Origin of the sequence: Pseudomonas sp. LAIL14HWK12:I7, assembly GCF_000483465.1 — a bacterium.
In the GTDB taxonomy this organism is placed as follows: Bacteria; Pseudomonadota; Gammaproteobacteria; order Pseudomonadales; family Pseudomonadaceae; genus Aquipseudomonas; species Aquipseudomonas kermanshahensis.
In genome coordinates, this window is the sequence record NZ_AXYZ01000013.1 from 166,080 (window position 1) to 182,360 (window position 16,281).

The window sequence follows — 16,281 nt, forward strand, 5'->3', positions numbered from 1 at the left end:
GGGCGTGCAAGATTTGGAGAATTGAGTAAGGCAGGTGTCGCACACGAGCAGTGTGGATTTCCGAAATTTCGACGAGGCTTGTTTGCTCTGCTCGGCAATACATGCTCGGAAAAGCTGCTTCGAGGCATATGGAGGAGCTTTTCCTGGAAGCGGGGCCTGTGCCGCAACGCTCAGCGGTGATGCCGGAGTTGCAAGGGCCGCTTTGCTGCCCTTTCGCGACACAAGGCCGCTCCTACAGAGGGCCTAGAACGTTCAATCACGTTTTACATGCTGACCATCACCGATGCTCAGCATGCAAGACGACATCAAGCTGAATGCGGCACGCAAGTGCAATTGATCACGGCCTGTCCAGCGGCTCTGGAATGAAGCCCTGCTCTCTCAGCGCCTTGATGACCCCGCGCACAAGGTAATTATTGGAGAAGCCAAGCGTGTACTGCCTCGAACCTGGGTTGACCGGCAGAAGCATGCCTTGCTCTACCAAATTTTTAATCTGATACGTCCGTTGGTTGGGGGTAAGCGCAGGAAGCGCCTGAGCGATATCGCTCGACTTCATTACCTTCATCTTTATCACGCAGATGAGGATCTGTTCCTCGGTCTCGGTAATCCACTCCCGGCTGCGTGCAAAGCTCACCGCTGGCTGCAGAATGCACTTCGTGAGGTAGCTATAGTCGGTGAGCTTGTCGACTTTCTCCAGCTCGTCGCGAATGCCTTGCAGCACATAAGTACACCATGCCTCCAACCCTGCAGTGGTGCCGGTATCAGCTACGCCAAGCATGGTGTAGTACTTGTCTCGGTCATTGCAGAACACAGCCGTGGGGTTGAGCACCCTGCCACCTGTATTCACGTTGAAGCCGTACTTCATCAGCAGTGCATAAGTAAGCAGCCTTACCACCCGCCCATTGCCATTGCCGAATGGGTGAATCCAACCGAAACGGTGGTGCGCCAGGGCGACCTTCATCAGGGCGTATTTAGGCGAGTCGTCACGGTTGATGAAGCTCACCAGCTCCTGCATGTACTGCGGCACCAGCACACCTTCCGGTGGAAGATGCTCCGCCTGAGCGATCCTGACCGCGCCTTCCCGGTAGGCGCCAGGCGTTTTGTCGCCTTCGCGACGCAACCCCTGCACGGTCAGGGCATGCAGCTCTCGAATCGTATGCTCTGTCAGATCTTCTCCGGGCTTCATCACCGCTTCGATGTAGTCCATTGCCTTCTCGATGTTGGCAATTTCGAGCAGTTGGTCGGTGCTCTCGGCTTTGCCTTCGACCTTGCTGTCGATGTAGTCGGCCAGCGTGGTGTGGTTGCCTTCGATTCGAGCAGACCCCAAGCTCTCCAGCGTGTGGAACAGCGCCTTGAGCTGAAAGAACACCTGGGGTGGCGTGTCACCCTCCAACCTCAGCCGGCGAAGAAACTCGAGCTCGGCCAGGACGTCAACCAGGGGCGAGTCGAAGGATGGGTTCAGCAGCTGCAGGTCGTAGTGTGAGAATTGGGGCATCTGAAAATTATCTCTAAACGGAGAAATCATTATCTAGAAAAATTTTGGCTTTTCCCCCGTAAACGTTAGCCAAAACCGAATCAACAGATAACCACTATCTAGAAAATCGCGCAACCTTAAGTGGAAAACCTCGTTCCTTTAAGTCAAAAGCACGCAGATGAGCGGGGTAAAAAACAGGATCGAGTAGGAGGCGGGTTCACACCCGCCGTCCTCTCACATCACCGTGCGTACGGTTCCGTACACGGCGGTTCAGGTCATGCGACTAAGCCGGTTGACCGTATCCAGTATCGAGACCAGCCCTAGCCGATCCCATAGTTTCTTCGGCAGCGCCTGATTCATATGCGGTGCTCCCGAGTTCCACCATGGGCCTCGACCATTGAAGGCTGATTTGCACGCACGCTCCTCGCTAAGACCCAAACGCATCAAGTTGCGAGCCCTCGTGGAGGGCTGCTTCCATTGGCGCCAGATGGCGCAGCGAAGTTTATGCCTGATCCAGCCATCCAACTCCTCAAGCGGCCGCTTGCTCTGGCTGAGCTGGAAGTAGCCCGCCCAGCCTCGCAGAACAGGGTTTATCCACTCGATGACGTTTGCCATCTTGCGACCCCTCGCACCACGCAGCCATTCTCTCAGCCGGCCACGTATGCGACCTAAACTCATCGTCGCCACGCGCAGCCTCGGCTGCAGGTGCCGGCTCATTCCGTAGCCCAAGTAGTCACACCTCCAGGCCCTTGCGACACGGCTCTTCTTTCGATTCACCGTCAGCTTCAGGCGCTGGCTCAAGAAGCGCTCCACACTGTCCATCACCCGCTCGCCAGCACGAGGACTGCGTACATAGATGTTCGCATCATCGGCATAGCGCACGAAGCGATGACCTCGCCGCTCCAGCTCCCAATCGAGTTCGTCGAGCAGGATATTCGACAGCAACGGCGACAGCGGGCCGCCTTGCGGCGTCCCCTCCTGCCGCTGGCTGACGACTCCGCGCGACATGATCCCGGCTTCGAGGTAGCGACGGATGAGCCTGAGCACTCGCTTGTCTTCGACACGACGCTGCAAACAAGCCATCAGGATGTCGTGGTTGACCCGATCAAAGAACTTTTCAAGGTCAAGCTCCACGCACCAGCGATGCCCCGCCGCCACATGGGAGCGGGCCATTTCAACGGCTTGGTGAGCGCTTTTGCCCGCACGAAAGCCGTAGCTGTAGTCCGAAAACAGCGGATCAAAGAGTGGCGTGAGCTGTTGCTGCAATGCTTGCTGGATCAGGCGATCCACGACGCTGGGAATTCCTAGTTGCCGTGTGCCGCCCTGCGGCTTGGGAATTTCAACCGCTCGCACTGCTTGGGGATGGTATTCACCGGCCAGCAACCTGGCCTTGAGGGTTGGCCAATACTGTTTCACGTAGCCCGCCAAGTCAGCGACCGTCATGCCATCAGCACCCGGTGCTCCCTTGTTACTGACCACACGCTGATACGCACGCTTGAGGTTGGCCGGTGCAAGCACCCGCTCCATCAGCGTGTCCGGCTCCGCGTTCGTCCACGTTACTGACGCCGTCGATACCTTTGCACTGTCATGCATCATCCTCGGCTTCTGGCCGGGACTCGGGATGACAGTCTCCGCTGTGGGAAATTTCTGCATTACGGTTACCAACGAGACAATGACGCCTACTGACGGCATAACCTGTTCGGCCCTTGGTGACGCGGTTAACCGCCACTTACTACGGCTTCGGCTGACTTCTGCACGCTCATCCCGTCGCCTCTCGACGCTCGGTAGCACAGTGGCAAGCGTACAGATCTCCCAGGGTAATTCGCGCGACCTTCCTGCTTATGCCTGTCGGATTTACGTAACAGCGTTCCGTGCAAGTATCGGGCTTTGAAGATTGTGGCCTTCTTACCCTGCTGCGCCGCCTTGTATCCGCTTCCTGTTCGTCAGGCCAGCATTTTGCCTCGGGCTTCCTTCAGATTCGCAGTCACCCGCGACACCCTTGCCTCTGGCTAACACTTCCCCTTGCCGGGTGTGTAGAGGACTTTCACCTCCAAGTCGCCCGCTCGGCTACCACAGCCAAGCGGGTTGCGCTAACGCGCAACGCGCCATGCCTGGCGCACCACAAAAAAACCCGCACAAGGCGGGCTTCTCTGTGGTGCCTGCAAGCGAGAAATCGCCCGCTGGCCAATCTATATGGTGCCGGAGACAGGAATCGAACCTGCGACCTTCGCGTTACGAGTGCGCTGCTCTACCGACTGAGCTACACCGGCGTGTAGCGCAACGTACCACTGCCGCAGCCGTTACGCAAACCCCTGTTTCCCTTCGTTTATTGCCCTACCCTCACGCCCCTTTGCAACCCTTCGGCGCCAGGTCTGCCTCGATGTTGGTGGTGCAGGTCCATCCGGTCGCGGAGCGGGTCAGGGTGATGGCTTTGCCAACCACGGTGGCCGGGGCATCGACCAGGGTGCATTCGATGATCCCGGTGCCGTCAGCAGCCTTGCCTTCAGCTTTGATCGCGCAATGCGCCGTCGCTGGCTGGCCGCCTAGCGACCCTACATCCAGCACGTCCTTGCCTTCGTTCAAGCGCAGGTCCATGGGGGGCTTGAGTGAGGTGATCTCCAACAGCCCGGCCGCCGCCTTGGCGCGGGACTGGTGGTTGGTGTACATCGGGATGGCGATGGTCGCCAGAATGCCGATGATCGCGACGACGATCATCAGTTCGATCAGGGTGATACCGCGTTGCCCTTTCATGAACGTTTTCCTTGTTTATACGCATACACATTTGGGGTCACTCTCGACCCCAGGCTGGCAGCGGCGCAGTAGGCCTGAACAGACACCTTTTGTCACCCCTGCCCGCCTGGGCGTCACCTTCGCTGAACTACTCTAGTGAGCATCAGGGAAGCACGCCCTCTCATGGACACGGCAAGCTGTTTCCAAGCTTGTCGCTCGGGCAAAAAAGGACCTTTGCATGAACCATTCGATACGCCTCTACGCTTGGCAGGGCACCGACGCCAATGGCCTGGCTGTCAGCGGGCAAACACCTGGGCGCAGCCCGGCTTATGTGCGCGCGGGGTTGCTGCGCCAGGGCATTCTGGTGGCCAGCTTGCGGCCGGCTGGTGGGCTGGCGTGGCGGTGGCCAAAGCGGCCGGAGAAGACCGACCCGGCGGGCTTCAGCCGGCAGCTGGCGACCTTGCTGAAAGCCGGGGTGCCGCTGCTGCAGGCGTTCGAGGTGATGGGGCGCAGTGGGTGTGATGCGGCGCAGGCGGCGTTGCTGGTGCGATTGAAACAGGATGTGGCGTCGGGGCTGGGGCTGGCGGATGCGCTGCAGCGCCACCCGGGGTGGTTCGATACGTTGTACTGCAACCTGGTGCGGGTGGGTGAGCAATCCGGCACGCTGGACCGGCAGCTCGAGCAACTGGCGGGCATGCTGGAACAGCGCCTGGCCCTGCACAAGAAGGTGCGCAAGGCGATGATTTACCCGCTGTTGCTGCTGCTGACGGGGTTGGGGGTGTCGGCGGTTTTGTTGCTGGAGGTGATCCCGCAGTTTCAGAGCCTGTTCGCGGGGTTTGATACTGCGCTGCCGGCTTTTACGCAGTGGGTGATCGACTTGTCCACAGGGCTGGGGCGTTATGCGCCGCTGTTGCTGGTCGGTATGGCGATGTTGGGTTTGGCTGGGCGCCAGCTTTACCGGCAGCATGCGCCGGCGCGCTTGTGGATATCTCAGCGTGTGCTGGGCCTGCCGGTGTTCGGCGCGCTGCTGAGGCAGGCGGCGATGGCGCGTTTTGCGCGTAGCTTGGCAACGTCGTACGCCGCTGGGGTGCCGCTGCTGGATGCCATGGGGACGGTGGCTAAGGTGAGTGGTGGTGAGTTGCATGAACACGCGATTTTGCGCTTACGCCAGGGCATGGCCAATGGGCAGGGGCTGAACCAGGTGATGGCCACCGAGCCACTGTTCCCGCCCCTGCTGGTGCAGTTGGTGGCGATTGGTGAATCCAGTGGCACGCTGGACACGATGCTGGAAAAAGCCGCCAGCCACTACGAGGACCAAGTCAGCCAGGCGCTGGAGCAGTTGACCAGCCTGCTGGAGCCCGCCATCGTGCTGGTCCTGGGCCTGCTGGTTGGCGGCCTGGTGGTGGCGATGTACTTGCCGATCTTCCAGCTGGGTAGCTTGATCTGAACATGACTTTATGGACCTTCCTGGCTTTGCAGCCGGCTTACTTCATCACCTTGGCGACCGTGCTGGGGTTGTTGGTGGGCAGTTTTATCAATGTGGTGGTGTACCGCCTGCCGATCATGCTGGACCGCCAATGGCAGCGTGAAGCACAGGAGGTGCTGGGGTTGCCGGTGGCCGAGCATGCGCGTTTCGACCTGTGCCTGCCGGCCTCGCAGTGCACCCAGTGTGGGCATCGGATTCGGGCGTGGGAAAACGTCCCCATCCTCAGTTACCTGGCGTTGCGTGGGCGTTGCTCTGCCTGCAAGCAGCGCATCAGCGCGCGTTATCCGTTGGTCGAGCTGGGTTGTGCGCTGCTGTCGATGGCGGTGGCCTGGCGCTGCGGGGCCAGTGTCGAGGCACTGGCGCTTTTGCCGCTGACGTGGGGTTTGCTGGCCCTGAGCTTGATCGACCATGACCAACAATTGCTGCCTGACGCCATCGTGCTGCCGGGGCTGTGGCTTGGGTTGATCGTTAATTACTTCGGCGTATTGGTGCCCTTGCCCGATGCGGTGTGCGGTGCCGTGGCTGGGTACCTCACCCTGTGGACGGTGTACTGGCTGTTCAAACTGGTGACCGGCAAGGAAGGCATGGGCTATGGCGACTTCAAGCTGCTTGCACTGATCGGTGCCTGGGGTGGCTGGCAGGTGCTGCCGCTGACCTTGCTGCTGTCGTCGGTGGTGGGGGCGTTGGTGGGCGTGTTCCTGCTGCGGATGCGCAAGCATTCCATCGGCATGGCCATGCCGTTTGGCCCCTATCTGGCAATTGCGGGGTGGATTGCTGTGCTCTGGGGTGATGAAATATACGCCTCTTACCTGCAACTGCTTGGATTCTGATGACCACTGCAGCTTTCACCCCCTGGATTCTCGGCCTGACCGGTGGCATCGGCAGCGGCAAGAGTGCCGCCGCCGAGCGTTTCATCGAGCTTGGCGTGCACCTGGTCGATGCCGACCAGGCCGCGCGCTGGGTGGTTGAGCCTGGCCGCCCGGCGCTGGCCAGTATCGTCGAGCGCTTCGGCCCAGGCGTGCTGCTGGACGACGGCCAGCTCGACCGCGGCGCCTTGCGCCAGCTGATTTTCGCCGACCCGGCCCAGCGCCAATGGTTGGAAGCCCTGCTGCACCCGCTGATCGGGCAGGAGATTTTCAGCTACCTGGCCAAGGCGCAGTCGCCGTATGCGGTGTATGTGTCACCCTTGCTGATCGAGTCTGGCCAGCATCGCAAGACCCAACGCGTCTTAGTGATCGATGCCCCGCAGGCGTTGCAGGTGCAACGTACCCTGCAGCGGGACAACACCAGCCCCGAGCAGGTGCAGGCCATTTTGCAGGCCCAGCTGGCCCGCGAAGAGCGACTGCGCCATGCCGACGATGTGGTGGTCAATGACCGCGACCTCGCGGCGCTGCACGAGCAGATCGACCGTCTGCACCACTTTTACCTGACTTTACGAGGAGGCCAGCCATGAGCCAGCCATTGACCGTCGATTGCCCGACCTGTGGCGCACCTGTGGAATGGAACGAGAAAAGCGCGTTCCGGCCGTTTTGCTCTGACCGTTGCAAGCTGATCGACCTGGGGGCTTGGGCGGCTGAGGAGCACAAGATCGCGGGTTCGGAAGAGTCCGAAGATGAGCTGTATTCCGGAGACCTGGAGCCGCGGCACTAAGCTGATCCCTGGGTTGCTGTGAGGCCCTTTCGCGGGCAAGCCCGCTCCCACATGATTTGCGCAGACTCAAAGGTTAGCGCCACACCAGTGGGAGCTGGCTTGCCGGCGATGAGGCCGGAACAAGCAACAGAAAGCCAGTTACTGCCACAGGGGGCCCACCACCACTCACTGGTCATCCTTCCACGGCGCCTGCAGGTACCGCGTGCGGTTGAACGTTTCCAGCCACTCCGGGCAAAACACCACCAGCGCACTGATCACCATGCCGTTGATGAACGCCTCGGGGAACATCATCAGCCACAGGTAGCCCACAAAGTCACTCAGCCACTCCGGCATGGCAAAACGCCCGTCCAGCCACAAGATACCCAGCCCGGCCAACAGGCACACCAGCACCGTCAGCGCCGCGGGAAAGAACCCTGAACAAAAGATATACACAAACAGGTTGCGCGGTTGCGCGCGTTCGACCGCGATGGCGCACAGCTCGGTAATCAGCACCGGCAAGCCAATCAACAGCAGGCCGTTCACACCGAGTGCCGCCAGGTCCTGACGCCCCAGCGCCAGCAACCCCAACTGAGCCATAAAGCCCCCCAGCACAGCCAGCGGCCAGTCCAGCAGCAGGGTCACAGCCGTCATGCCAATGAAGTGATACGACACGCCCGTATCGAAATCGCGCCTGACCAACCACAGGGCAAACAGGCAGAACACCGTGCCAAACAGAAGGTGCTGGCGGCGCCGGTCGGTGAACAGCTCCACCCAGCGGGCGCGGCTGGCGGCCCAGAGCAACAGTGGCACGTAACCCAGCCAGCCCAACGTGAGGCTGGTGCCCGACAACACCTGTGCACTGATCACCGGACGAATACCCCTCTCTCCCTTGTGGATAAAGCTGAGTCTACACCCATTCTCCGTTTCCTCCGGCTGCTGTAGGCTGGCGCCTCCCCGCGCTTAACCTGGCCTGATCTGGCGGCCGCCCTTTCTGCATGCGGATGCTTCTGCCTGGGGTTTGGCGTGGTGCATCTTCTGGGTATCGTGCAGCAGTGGCCGGTGCTGAGCTGATTTCTACGCACAAACAGCATCTTACCGTCATCGATTAGCGACTAAGCTTGTCTGCATGGATGACTCAGACTACCTGCGCCTGCTTACCATCCAGGCCGAACAAGCCAATGCCTTTCTCTCCAATGCACGCAAATGGGAGCGTGAGCGTTGGGTATGCCAACGCCTGCTGCAAGGGCTGAACATTCCCTACCGCAGCGAGGACTTCACGCCCGCCGGCCAGGAGCCGCCAGACGTGCTGTTCCGCGATGCGGCATTCGAGGTGTTTTTCGTGCTGGACGAAGGCCGCCGCCTCAACGATGAGTGGCGCGAAGAGCTGCAACGCCGGCGCAGTGCGTTTTCGCTGGCGCAATTGGTGCGCCGTGAAGCACGCCCTCGGCGTATCAGCGCGACTGAACTGCTGGGGCGGTTGGCCCCGACCTTGCGCAAGAAGGCGCACAACTACCGTGAACGTGGGCTGGAGCTGAACGAGCTGGACATCATCGCCTTCGCCAGCCTCAAGCGCGAAGTGCTCGACCTCAACACTCACTTCCCGCCGCCCACCGAATACCTGCGCCAGGGTTGGCGCTCGCTGTCACTGGTCGGGCCGACGTTCGCCAGGGTGTTGTTCGCCCACCCGGATGCGCCAGACTTCTTGCGCGGCAACCTGGGGCGCAGCATTGTGTTCGATGTGGGGATCAGTCTTTGATCCAGTGCCGAGAGTCTTTGCGATGGCGTACACTCGGCGCCAGAGATAGAAAGCATTATCATTTGTTTCAAGCGCTTGCCTGAACGCTGTAGCGTTTGCGCAGTCACAAACGTCTATCTGACGAGGCCCACCATGACCAGCCGCCTGAATCCAGAAGATCAGCGTCGTGTCGATGAGTATCTACGCGCCCCCCAGCACCAAGTCGAGCGCAGGCCCTTCCGGCCGTGGTTGCTCCTTGTACTGGTGGTGGCCGTGACCATTGGTCTGGGCCTCATAAGCCGCCTGTTGAGTGGACTGGTGCTATGAGCTGCCTTGCGCTCGCCCTCCCCTCGTGCAGTTTGCGGCCGGCCCCCAGGGCCACGAATTCCGTAAACCTTATGAGATATCCCCATGACTCATCGCATCGTGATTGTCGGCGGCGGCGCCGGCGGCCTGGAACTGGCGACCCGCCTGGGTAAAAGCCTGGGCAAGCGCAAGCAAGCCGACATCACCCTGGTCGACGCCAACCTGACGCACATCTGGAAGCCGCTGCTGCACGAAGTGGCAGCCGGCTCGCTGAACTCCTCGGAAGATGAACTGAACTACGTGGCCCAGGCCAAGTGGAACCACTTCAACTTCCAGCTGGGGCGCATGAGCGGCCTGGACCGTGAAGGCAAGCAGATCCAACTGGCCGCCACCCTCGATGAAGAGGGCCGCGAGCTGGTGCCTGCGCGCACGCTGAGCTACGACACGTTGGTCATCGCCGTGGGCAGCAACACCAACGACTTCGGCACCTTGGGCGCGGCGCAGCATTGCCTGTTCCTGGACACCCGCAAGCAGGCCGAGCGTTTCCACCAGCAACTGCTCAACCACTACCTGCGCGCGCACGCCGGTGATGTGGCCAGCGAACAAATCAGCGTGGCCATCGTCGGTGCCGGTGCCACGGGCGTAGAGCTGGCGGCCGAGCTGCACCACGCGGCGCACGAGCTGGCAGCCTATGGCCTGGACCGCATCCAGCCCAAGGACATGCACATCACTTTGATCGAGGCTGGCCCACGGGTTTTACCTGCGTTACCCGAGCGCATCAGTGTGCCGGTGCACAAGACCCTGGAAAAACTGGGGGTGAAGGTGATGACCAATGCCGCGGTCAGCGAAGTGACCGAGGATGGCCTGAAAACCAAGGACGGCGAAGTGATCCAGGCCAGCCTCAAGGTGTGGGCGGCGGGTATCCGTGCGCCGGGGTTCCTCAAGGACATCGATGGGCTGGAAACCAACCGCATCAACCAGTTGGTGGTGCGCCCTACCCTGCAGACCACGCGCGATGACAACATCTTCGCCTTCGGTGACTGCGCCGCATGCCCGCAACCGGGTAGCGACCGCAATGTGCCGCCACGGGCCCAGGCCGCACACCAGCAGGCTTCGATGCTGGCGCAAAGCCTGAAGGCGCGGTTGGAGAACAAGGCGCTGCCGACTTATGAATACAAGGACTACGGTTCGTTGGTATCGCTGTCGCGCTTCTCGGCGGTGGGTAACCTGATGGGCAACCTGATGGGCAGCGTGAAGCTGGAGGGCTGGCTGGCGCGGATGTTCTATGTGTCGCTGTATCGCATGCATCAGATGGCGCTGTACGGGTTCTTCCGTACAGCGATGATGATGTTGGGTAGCAAGATTGGGCGCGGGACAGAGCCGCGGTTGAAGCTGCACTGACAGCTAAGCCCAGCCCCTCAGGCTGGGCTTTTTTGTGGCAGATCACCCAGCCCTTTGGGCTGCGGCAAGCGGCTACCAAAACCTGTGGGAGCCGGCTTGCCGGCGATGGAGGCGCCGCGGTGCATGGCACCGGCTTCGCCGGTGTTCGCGGGGCCCGCTCCCACAATGCGTCAATTTTTAGAAATTGCGCAAGACAGTTGCTCCCAAAGGGCCCCGCTTAAACAGAAACCTTAACGGGTGCTTTTTTCGTGGGTTAAATTCGAGGCAAAAGAAAAAGGGCATCTCAGTCGAGATGCCCTTTTTACATGGTGGGTCGTGTAGGATTCGAACCTACGACCAATTGGTTAAAAGCCAACTGCTCTACCAACTGAGCTAACGACCCTGAAAATGGTCGGGGTGAGGGGATTCGAACTCCTGACATCCTGCTCCCAAAGCAGGCGCGCTACCGGACTGCGCTACACCCCGAGATTGGCTCCGCGACCTGGACTCGAACCAGGGACCCAATGATTAACAGTCATTTGCTCTACCGACTGAGCTATCGCGGAACTGAACTTCGGTACATCTTTACTACTTCGAAGTCTGTGTTAGCTTCGATCTCTTCAGCTTCTCTGCTTTCGCTTTGTCGCTGCTGAGGCCGGCTATTCTACATTCTTCGTTTTGCTTGTCAACCACTTTTTTTCATTCAACTTACTGATTTCTAAGTTGTTTTGCTAACACCGATGTTCCTGGTGATTCGCTTAGTGCCTGACAACGCGGCGTATATTAGGGGCACTCGATTTTAGATGCAAGCAGAAATTTCAAAATTTTCAGCAAGTTATCAAAAAAACCTGCGAGGCCCCGATTTTACGGTGTTTGCCGGGCCTATTCGCGGGCAAGCCCGCTCCTGCAGTGGCATCAGGGGCATAAAAAAGCCCCGCAGGTGCGGGGCTATTTTTTTCAGCTGAATCAGGCAAAGACGATTTCGTCGCCTTCCACCTTGGCAGTAATCGCCGACCCTGGCAGGAATTTGCCAGAGAGGATCAACTGCGCCAGCGGGTTTTCGATCCAGCGCTGGATCGCACGCTTCAGTGGCCGTGCGCCATACACCGGGTCGTAACCCACTGCGATCAGCTTGTCCAACGCCTCAGGGCTCAGGCTGAGCGACAGTTCACGTTCCAGCAGACGGCTGCGCAGGCGGCCCAGCTGGATTTCGGTGATGCCGGCGATCTGGTCGCGGCCCAGGGGCTCGAATACCACCACTTCGTCGATCCGGTTGATGAACTCCGGACGGAAGTGCGAACCCACCGCATCCATCACCGCAGCACGCTGCGCCTCACGGTCACCGACCAGTTCCTGGATCTGTGCAGAGCCCAGGTTGGAGGTCATCACGATCACGGTGTTGCGGAAGTCCACAGTACGGCCGTGGCTGTCCGTCAGCCGGCCATCCTCAAGCACCTGCAGCAACACGTTGAACACATCCGGGTGCGCCTTCTCCACCTCGTCGAGCAGCACCACCGAATAAGGCTTGCGCCGTACCGCTTCGGTCAGGTAACCGCCCTCCTCGTACCCTACATAGCCGGGTGGAGCGCCGATCAGACGAGCCACGGAATGTTTCTCCATGAACTCGGACATGTCGATGCGCACCATCGCCTCTTCCGTGTCGAACAGGAACTCGGCCAGGGCCTTGCACAGCTCGGTCTTACCCACACCGGTCGGGCCGAGGAACATGAACGACCCACTTGGCCGGTTCGGGTCGGACAACCCGGCGCGGGAGCGGCGTACTGCGTTGGCCACGGCGGTAACGGCTTCGTGCTGACCGATCACGCGCTGGTGCAGCAGCTCTTCCATCTTCAGCAGCTTTTCGCGCTCGCCTTCGAGCATCTTGGCAACCGGGATGCCGGTCCACTTGGACACCACTTCGGCAATTTCTTCCTCGGTGACCTTGTTACGCAGCAGCTGGTTTTCCGACTTGCCGTGCTGGTCGACCATCTGCAGGCTGCGCTCCAGGTCTGGGATCACCCCGTACTGCAGCTCGGCCATGCGGCTCAGGTCGCCTTTACGACGGGCGCTTTCAAGCTCTTGGCGAGCCTGCTCGATCTTTTGCTGGATCTGCGCCGAGCCTTGCACTTCAGCTTTCTCGGAGGCCCAGATCTCTTCGAGGTCGGAATACTCACGCTCCAGCCGCTCGATTTCCTCGTGCAGTTTTTCCAGGCGTTTTTTCGCGGCTTCGTCTTCTTCTTTCTTCAGCGCCTGGGATTCCACCTTCAGCTGAATCAGACGACGGTCCAGACGGTCGAGCACTTCAGGCTTGGAGTCGATCTCCATGCGAATGCGGCTGGCCGCTTCGTCGATCAGGTCGATGGCTTTGTCCGGCAGCTGGCGGTCTGTGATGTAGCGATGGCTGAGCTTGGCCGCCGCAATGATCGCGCCGTCGGTGATGGCCACCTTGTGGTGCACTTCGTAGCGTTCTTTCAGGCCGCGCAGGATGGCAATGGTGTCTTCCTCGCTCGGCTCTTCTACCAGTACCTTCTGGAAGCGACGCTCCAGGGCCGCGTCCTTTTCGATGAACTGGCGGTACTCGTTGAGCGTGGTGGCGCCAACGCAATGCAGCTCGCCACGGGCCAGGGCCGGTTTGAGCATGTTGCCCGCGTCCATGGCGCCCTCGCCTTTACCGGCGCCGACCATGGTGTGCAGTTCGTCGATGAACAGGATGATCTGGCCTTCCTGTTTGGACAGCTCGTTAAGCAGCGACTTCAGGCGCTCTTCGAACTCGCCGCGGTACTTGGCACCTGCGATCAGCGCCCCCATGTCCAGCGCCAGCAGGCGCTTGCCTTTGAGGCCATCGGGCACTTCGCCGTTGATGATGCGCTGGGCCAGGCCTTCGGCGATGGCGGTTTTACCCACGCCAGGCTCACCGATCAGCACCGGGTTGTTCTTCGTACGCCGTTGCAGCACCTGCACGGTACGGCGGATTTCGTCGTCGCGGCCGATCACCGGGTCCAGCTTGCCCTCTTCGGCACGCTTGGTCAGGTCGACCGTGTACTTGTCCAGAGCCTGGCGCGACTCTTCGGCGTTGGCGTCGTTGACTGCCGCGCCGCCACGCAGGTTATTGATGGCGTTTTCCAGGGCCTTCTTGGTCACGCCCTGGCTCAACAGCAGCTTGCCGAGCTTGCTGTTCTCGTCCATGGCGGCCAACAGCACCAGCTCGCTGGAGATGAACTGGTCACCCTTCTGCTGGGCCAGGCGATCGGCCTGGTTGAGCAGACGCGCCAGGTCCTGGGACATGTTCACGTCGCCCGTGGGGTTCTGGATTTTCGGCAGTTGGTCGAGTTCTTTCACCAGTGCCTGACGCAGGCTGTTGATGTCGAAGCCGACCTGCATCAGCAGCGGCTTGATCGACCCGCCCTGCTGTTCGATCAGGGCCTGCACCAGGTGCAGGGGCTCGATGGCAGGGTGGTCCATGCCTACGGCGAGGGACTGAGCGTCGGATATTGCTAATTGAAGCTTGCTGGTCAAACGGTCTATTCGCATGGGAGTACCTTCCTGTTAGGGCAGGTCGGAGCGATGGACAGCGCCTTTAATGAAGAAACCTGCCAGAGATGACCAATAGATATGGGTGATTCTGGAAGATTCAAGCGTAGCGGGGTTGACCGAGGTCAACCTGATGGATTAGTGGTGGCTGCGTTGAGGGCTTGCCCGCGTAGAGGCGTGATACGTCAGCGAGGGGCTAGCCAGACCAACGAGGCAAACCGCCCACCTTGAGGCGTGCGGCGATACGAGAAGAACCGCGAGTCGCTGACCGTGCAGAAACCACCGCCATACACCGCTGTCACGCCACGTGCCGCCAGGCGAATACGCGCCAGCGCATAAATGTCGGCCATCAGCTTGCCCGGCCGCTCACCGTCGACAAAGGCCTTGGCAGCCTCCGGGTGCACGGCGGTAAAGGCATCACGCACTTCCAGCCCCACTTCGAACGCCTGCGGGCCAATGGCCGGGCCCAGCCACACCAGCACGTCTTCAGGCGGCAGGGCCAAACGGTCGAGGGTCGCTTCCAGTACCCCGCCCGCCAACCCGCGCCAGCCAGCATGGGCTGCTGCCACGCGGGTACCCGCACGGTCACAGAACAGTGCGGGCAGGCAATCGGCAGTCATTACGGTGCAGGCGATACCTGGCTGATCAGTCCAGCTGGCGTCGGCCTCGGCCACCACGGCCGGGTCGGCATCCGCCACCACCAAGCCATGCACTTGCTTGAGCCAGGCAGGCTGGATAGCAAATTCATCGCTCAGACGGCGGCGGTTTTCGGCGACTGCGACAGGGTCATCACCCACGTGATCACCCAGGTTGAACGCTTCATAGGGCGGCAGGCTGACGCCGCCCTGACGCGTAGTGACACAAGCGCGAACCGAGGCCGGGGCCGGCCAGTCAGGAAACAGCAGCGCCTGCGTCAGACCGTTCATCCGATAAAGCTCTCGCGGTCTTCGTTCAGCAGTGTCAGCAACCAGAGGAAATCATCCGGCAACGGCGATTCCCACTTCATGACTTCACCGGTAATCGGGTGGGCCAGCGCGAGGAAACGCGCATGCAGCGCCTGACGCGGGAAGGTCTTGACCGCCTCGACCATGGTTGGGCTGGCAGCCGGCGGAATGCGGAAGCGCCCACCGTACGTCTGGTCGCCGACCAGTGGGAAGCCCACATGGGCCATGTGCACACGAATCTGGTGGGTACGGCCGGTTTCCAGCTTGACCCGCACGTGAGTGTGGGAGCGGAAGCGCTTGAGCACACGGTAGTGGCTGACCGCCGGCTTGCCGCCGTCGGTTACCGCCATGCGCTGGCGCATGCCGCCGTGGCGACCGATCGGGGCGTCGATCTTGCCGCCGGAGGTCACCACACCAATCACGATGCACTCATAGATGCGGCTGACCTTGCGGCTTTGCATTTGCTCGACCAGCCGGGTCTGCGCCTGCAGGGTCTTGGCCACCACCATCAGACCGGTGGTGTCCTTGTCCAGACGGTGGACGATACCGGCGCGCGGCACGTTGATGATGTCTGGCACGTGGTGCAGCAAGGCATTGAGCAGGGTACCGCTGGCATGGCCGGCGGCCGGGTGCACAACCAGCCCGGCAGGCTTGTTGATCACCATGATATGGTCGTCTTCGTAGACGATATCCAGCTCGATGTCTTCTGCGATCCACTCGCCCTGGGCCTCTTGTTCGGCCTCCAGGACAAGCACAGAGCCACCATAGACGGTGTCTCGAGGGCGCACGACGGCACCATCGACCGTCAGGCGGCCCTCTTTGATCCACGTAGTAAGCCGCGAACGCGAGTACTCGGCGAACAATTGGGCGGCGACCTGGTCGAGGCGTTGACCGCCCAGATCGGACGGTACCTCTGCGCTAAGTTGAATGATCTCGGACATGCTCGATTCGGCGGGCGCACAGCCTTTGGTTTCGGCTGCGAGCTTGTGGTTAAATACGGCTTCTTTTGTCCCGGGGTTGGCCGGGGCGCTCATCATAACAGGACGGCACCGCCCAAGACAGCGGCCGT

General features: G+C 60.7%; 14 protein-coding genes and 4 tRNA genes. 7 read left to right on the forward strand and 11 right to left on the reverse strand.

Annotated features, from left to right (window positions below):
* Window positions 1-337: 337 nt before the first annotated feature.
* From D886_RS0114145 to D886_RS0114160, 4 genes are all read right to left on the reverse strand, one after another.
* The gene (locus D886_RS0114145; RefSeq protein WP_027594554.1) at window positions 338-1,492 is read right to left on the reverse strand and encodes a Fic family protein; all 1,155 of its coding nucleotides are present in this window, start codon (window positions 1,490-1,492) and stop codon (window positions 338-340) included.
* Between the two features lie 249 nt (window positions 1,493-1,741).
* Complete coding sequence (gene ltrA / locus D886_RS0114150; protein WP_027594555.1) at window positions 1,742-3,163, reverse strand: group II intron reverse transcriptase/maturase; 1,422 nt, start codon at window positions 3,161-3,163, stop codon at window positions 1,742-1,744.
* 502 nt (window positions 3,164-3,665) lie between these two features.
* A tRNA-Thr gene (locus tag D886_RS0114155) sits at window positions 3,666-3,741 on the reverse strand.
* A gap of 70 nt (window positions 3,742-3,811) precedes the next feature.
* Window positions 3,812-4,222 (reverse strand): pilin, encoded by a 411-nt coding sequence (locus D886_RS0114160; RefSeq protein ID WP_027594556.1) that lies wholly within the window; start codon window positions 4,220-4,222, stop codon window positions 3,812-3,814.
* Window positions 4,223-4,439: 217 nt separating this feature from the next.
* Here D886_RS0114160 and D886_RS0114165 point away from each other — a divergent pair, with 217 nt between their 5' ends.
* The 4 genes from D886_RS0114165 to yacG are packed head-to-tail and all read left to right on the forward strand — an operon-like array spanning window position 4,440 to window position 7,337.
* Window positions 4,440-5,648, forward strand: a complete 1,209-nt coding sequence (locus D886_RS0114165) for a type II secretion system F family protein (RefSeq protein WP_027594557.1) — start codon at window positions 4,440-4,442, stop codon at window positions 5,646-5,648.
* A 2-nt stretch (window positions 5,649-5,650) separates the two neighbouring features.
* The gene (locus D886_RS0114170) at window positions 5,651-6,517 is read left to right on the forward strand and encodes an A24 family peptidase (protein WP_027594558.1); all 867 of its coding nucleotides are present in this window, start codon (window positions 5,651-5,653) and stop codon (window positions 6,515-6,517) included.
* Entirely contained in the window at window positions 6,517-7,140 is a 624-nt protein-coding gene (gene coaE, locus D886_RS0114175) for a dephospho-CoA kinase (protein WP_027594559.1), read from the forward strand. Before D886_RS0114170 ends, coaE begins: the two co-directional genes overlap by 1 nt.
* Window positions 7,137-7,337, forward strand: coding sequence for a DNA gyrase inhibitor YacG (gene yacG / locus D886_RS0114180; RefSeq protein WP_027594560.1), 201 nt, complete (start codon window positions 7,137-7,139; stop codon window positions 7,335-7,337). The genes coaE and yacG overlap by 4 nt, the downstream gene beginning before the upstream one ends.
* A gap of 165 nt (window positions 7,338-7,502) precedes the next feature.
* On the opposite strand, the gene D886_RS0114185 is transcribed toward yacG, so the two are convergent.
* Window positions 7,503-8,183 (reverse strand): energy-coupling factor ABC transporter permease, encoded by a 681-nt coding sequence (locus D886_RS0114185; RefSeq protein ID WP_027594561.1) that lies wholly within the window; start codon window positions 8,181-8,183, stop codon window positions 7,503-7,505.
* A 259-nt stretch (window positions 8,184-8,442) separates the two neighbouring features.
* On the opposite strand from D886_RS0114185, the gene D886_RS0114190 reads away from it, so the two are divergent.
* The 3 genes from D886_RS0114190 (at window position 8,443) to D886_RS0114200 (ending at window position 10,758) form a co-directional block, all read left to right on the forward strand.
* Window positions 8,443-9,072, forward strand: coding sequence for a DUF1780 domain-containing protein (locus D886_RS0114190; RefSeq protein ID WP_013970766.1), 630 nt, complete (start codon window positions 8,443-8,445; stop codon window positions 9,070-9,072).
* Between the two features lie 132 nt (window positions 9,073-9,204).
* A complete protein-coding gene (locus tag D886_RS26980; protein ID WP_013970765.1) occupies window positions 9,205-9,378 on the forward strand; it encodes a DUF3094 family protein in 174 nt (57 codons plus the stop codon).
* A gap of 84 nt (window positions 9,379-9,462) precedes the next feature.
* A complete protein-coding gene (locus tag D886_RS0114200) occupies window positions 9,463-10,758 on the forward strand; it encodes an NAD(P)/FAD-dependent oxidoreductase (RefSeq protein WP_027594562.1) in 1,296 nt (431 codons plus the stop codon).
* A gap of 306 nt (window positions 10,759-11,064) precedes the next feature.
* On the opposite strand, the gene D886_RS0114205 is transcribed toward D886_RS0114200, so the two are convergent.
* The 6 genes from D886_RS0114205 to rluD all read right to left on the reverse strand — a co-directional run bounded on the left by D886_RS0114205 (window position 11,065) and on the right by rluD (window position 16,153).
* Window positions 11,065-11,140: transfer RNA gene (locus tag D886_RS0114205), tRNA-Lys, on the reverse strand.
* Between the two features lie 6 nt (window positions 11,141-11,146).
* A tRNA-Pro gene (locus tag D886_RS0114210) sits at window positions 11,147-11,223 on the reverse strand.
* 4 nt (window positions 11,224-11,227) lie between these two features.
* Window positions 11,228-11,303, reverse strand: a tRNA-Asn gene (locus tag D886_RS0114215).
* Between the two features lie 400 nt (window positions 11,304-11,703).
* On the reverse strand, window positions 11,704-14,268 hold the full coding sequence (clpB, locus tag D886_RS0114220) for an ATP-dependent chaperone ClpB (protein ID WP_027594563.1): 2,565 nt from the start codon (window positions 14,266-14,268) through the stop codon (window positions 11,704-11,706).
* Between the two features lie 185 nt (window positions 14,269-14,453).
* A complete protein-coding gene (gene pgeF / locus D886_RS0114225; protein WP_027594564.1) occupies window positions 14,454-15,194 on the reverse strand; it encodes a peptidoglycan editing factor PgeF in 741 nt (246 codons plus the stop codon).
* Window positions 15,191-16,153, reverse strand: coding sequence for a 23S rRNA pseudouridine(1911/1915/1917) synthase RluD (rluD, locus tag D886_RS0114230; protein WP_027594565.1), 963 nt, complete (start codon window positions 16,151-16,153; stop codon window positions 15,191-15,193). The genes pgeF and rluD overlap by 4 nt, the downstream gene beginning before the upstream one ends.
* Window positions 16,154-16,281: the final 128 nt, after the last annotated feature.

Bases quoted from the DNA above. Each gene is read 5' to 3' on its own strand.
- D886_RS0114145 (WP_027594554.1), bottom strand. From the start codon at position 1,492: ATGCCCCAATTCTCACACTACGACCTGCAGCTGCTGAACCCATCCTTC.
- ltrA (WP_027594555.1), bottom strand. From the start codon at position 3,163: ATGCCGTCAGTAGGCGTCATTGTCTCGTTGGTAACCGTAATGCAGAAA.
- D886_RS0114160 (WP_027594556.1), bottom strand. From the start codon at position 4,222: ATGAAAGGGCAACGCGGTATCACCCTGATCGAACTGATGATCGTCGTC.
- D886_RS0114165 (WP_027594557.1), top strand. From the start codon at position 4,440: ATGAACCATTCGATACGCCTCTACGCTTGGCAGGGCACCGACGCCAAT.
- D886_RS0114170 (WP_027594558.1), top strand. From the start codon at position 5,651: ATGACTTTATGGACCTTCCTGGCTTTGCAGCCGGCTTACTTCATCACC.
- coaE (WP_027594559.1), top strand. From the start codon at position 6,517: ATGACCACTGCAGCTTTCACCCCCTGGATTCTCGGCCTGACCGGTGGC.
- yacG (WP_027594560.1), top strand. From the start codon at position 7,137: ATGAGCCAGCCATTGACCGTCGATTGCCCGACCTGTGGCGCACCTGTG.
- D886_RS0114190 (WP_013970766.1), top strand. From the start codon at position 8,443: ATGGATGACTCAGACTACCTGCGCCTGCTTACCATCCAGGCCGAACAA.
- D886_RS26980 (WP_013970765.1), top strand. From the start codon at position 9,205: ATGACCAGCCGCCTGAATCCAGAAGATCAGCGTCGTGTCGATGAGTAT.
- D886_RS0114200 (WP_027594562.1), top strand. From the start codon at position 9,463: ATGACTCATCGCATCGTGATTGTCGGCGGCGGCGCCGGCGGCCTGGAA.
- clpB (WP_027594563.1), bottom strand. From the start codon at position 14,268: ATGCGAATAGACCGTTTGACCAGCAAGCTTCAATTAGCAATATCCGAC.
- pgeF (WP_027594564.1), bottom strand. From the start codon at position 15,194: ATGAACGGTCTGACGCAGGCGCTGCTGTTTCCTGACTGGCCGGCCCCG.
- rluD (WP_027594565.1), bottom strand. From the start codon at position 16,153: ATGTCCGAGATCATTCAACTTAGCGCAGAGGTACCGTCCGATCTGGGC.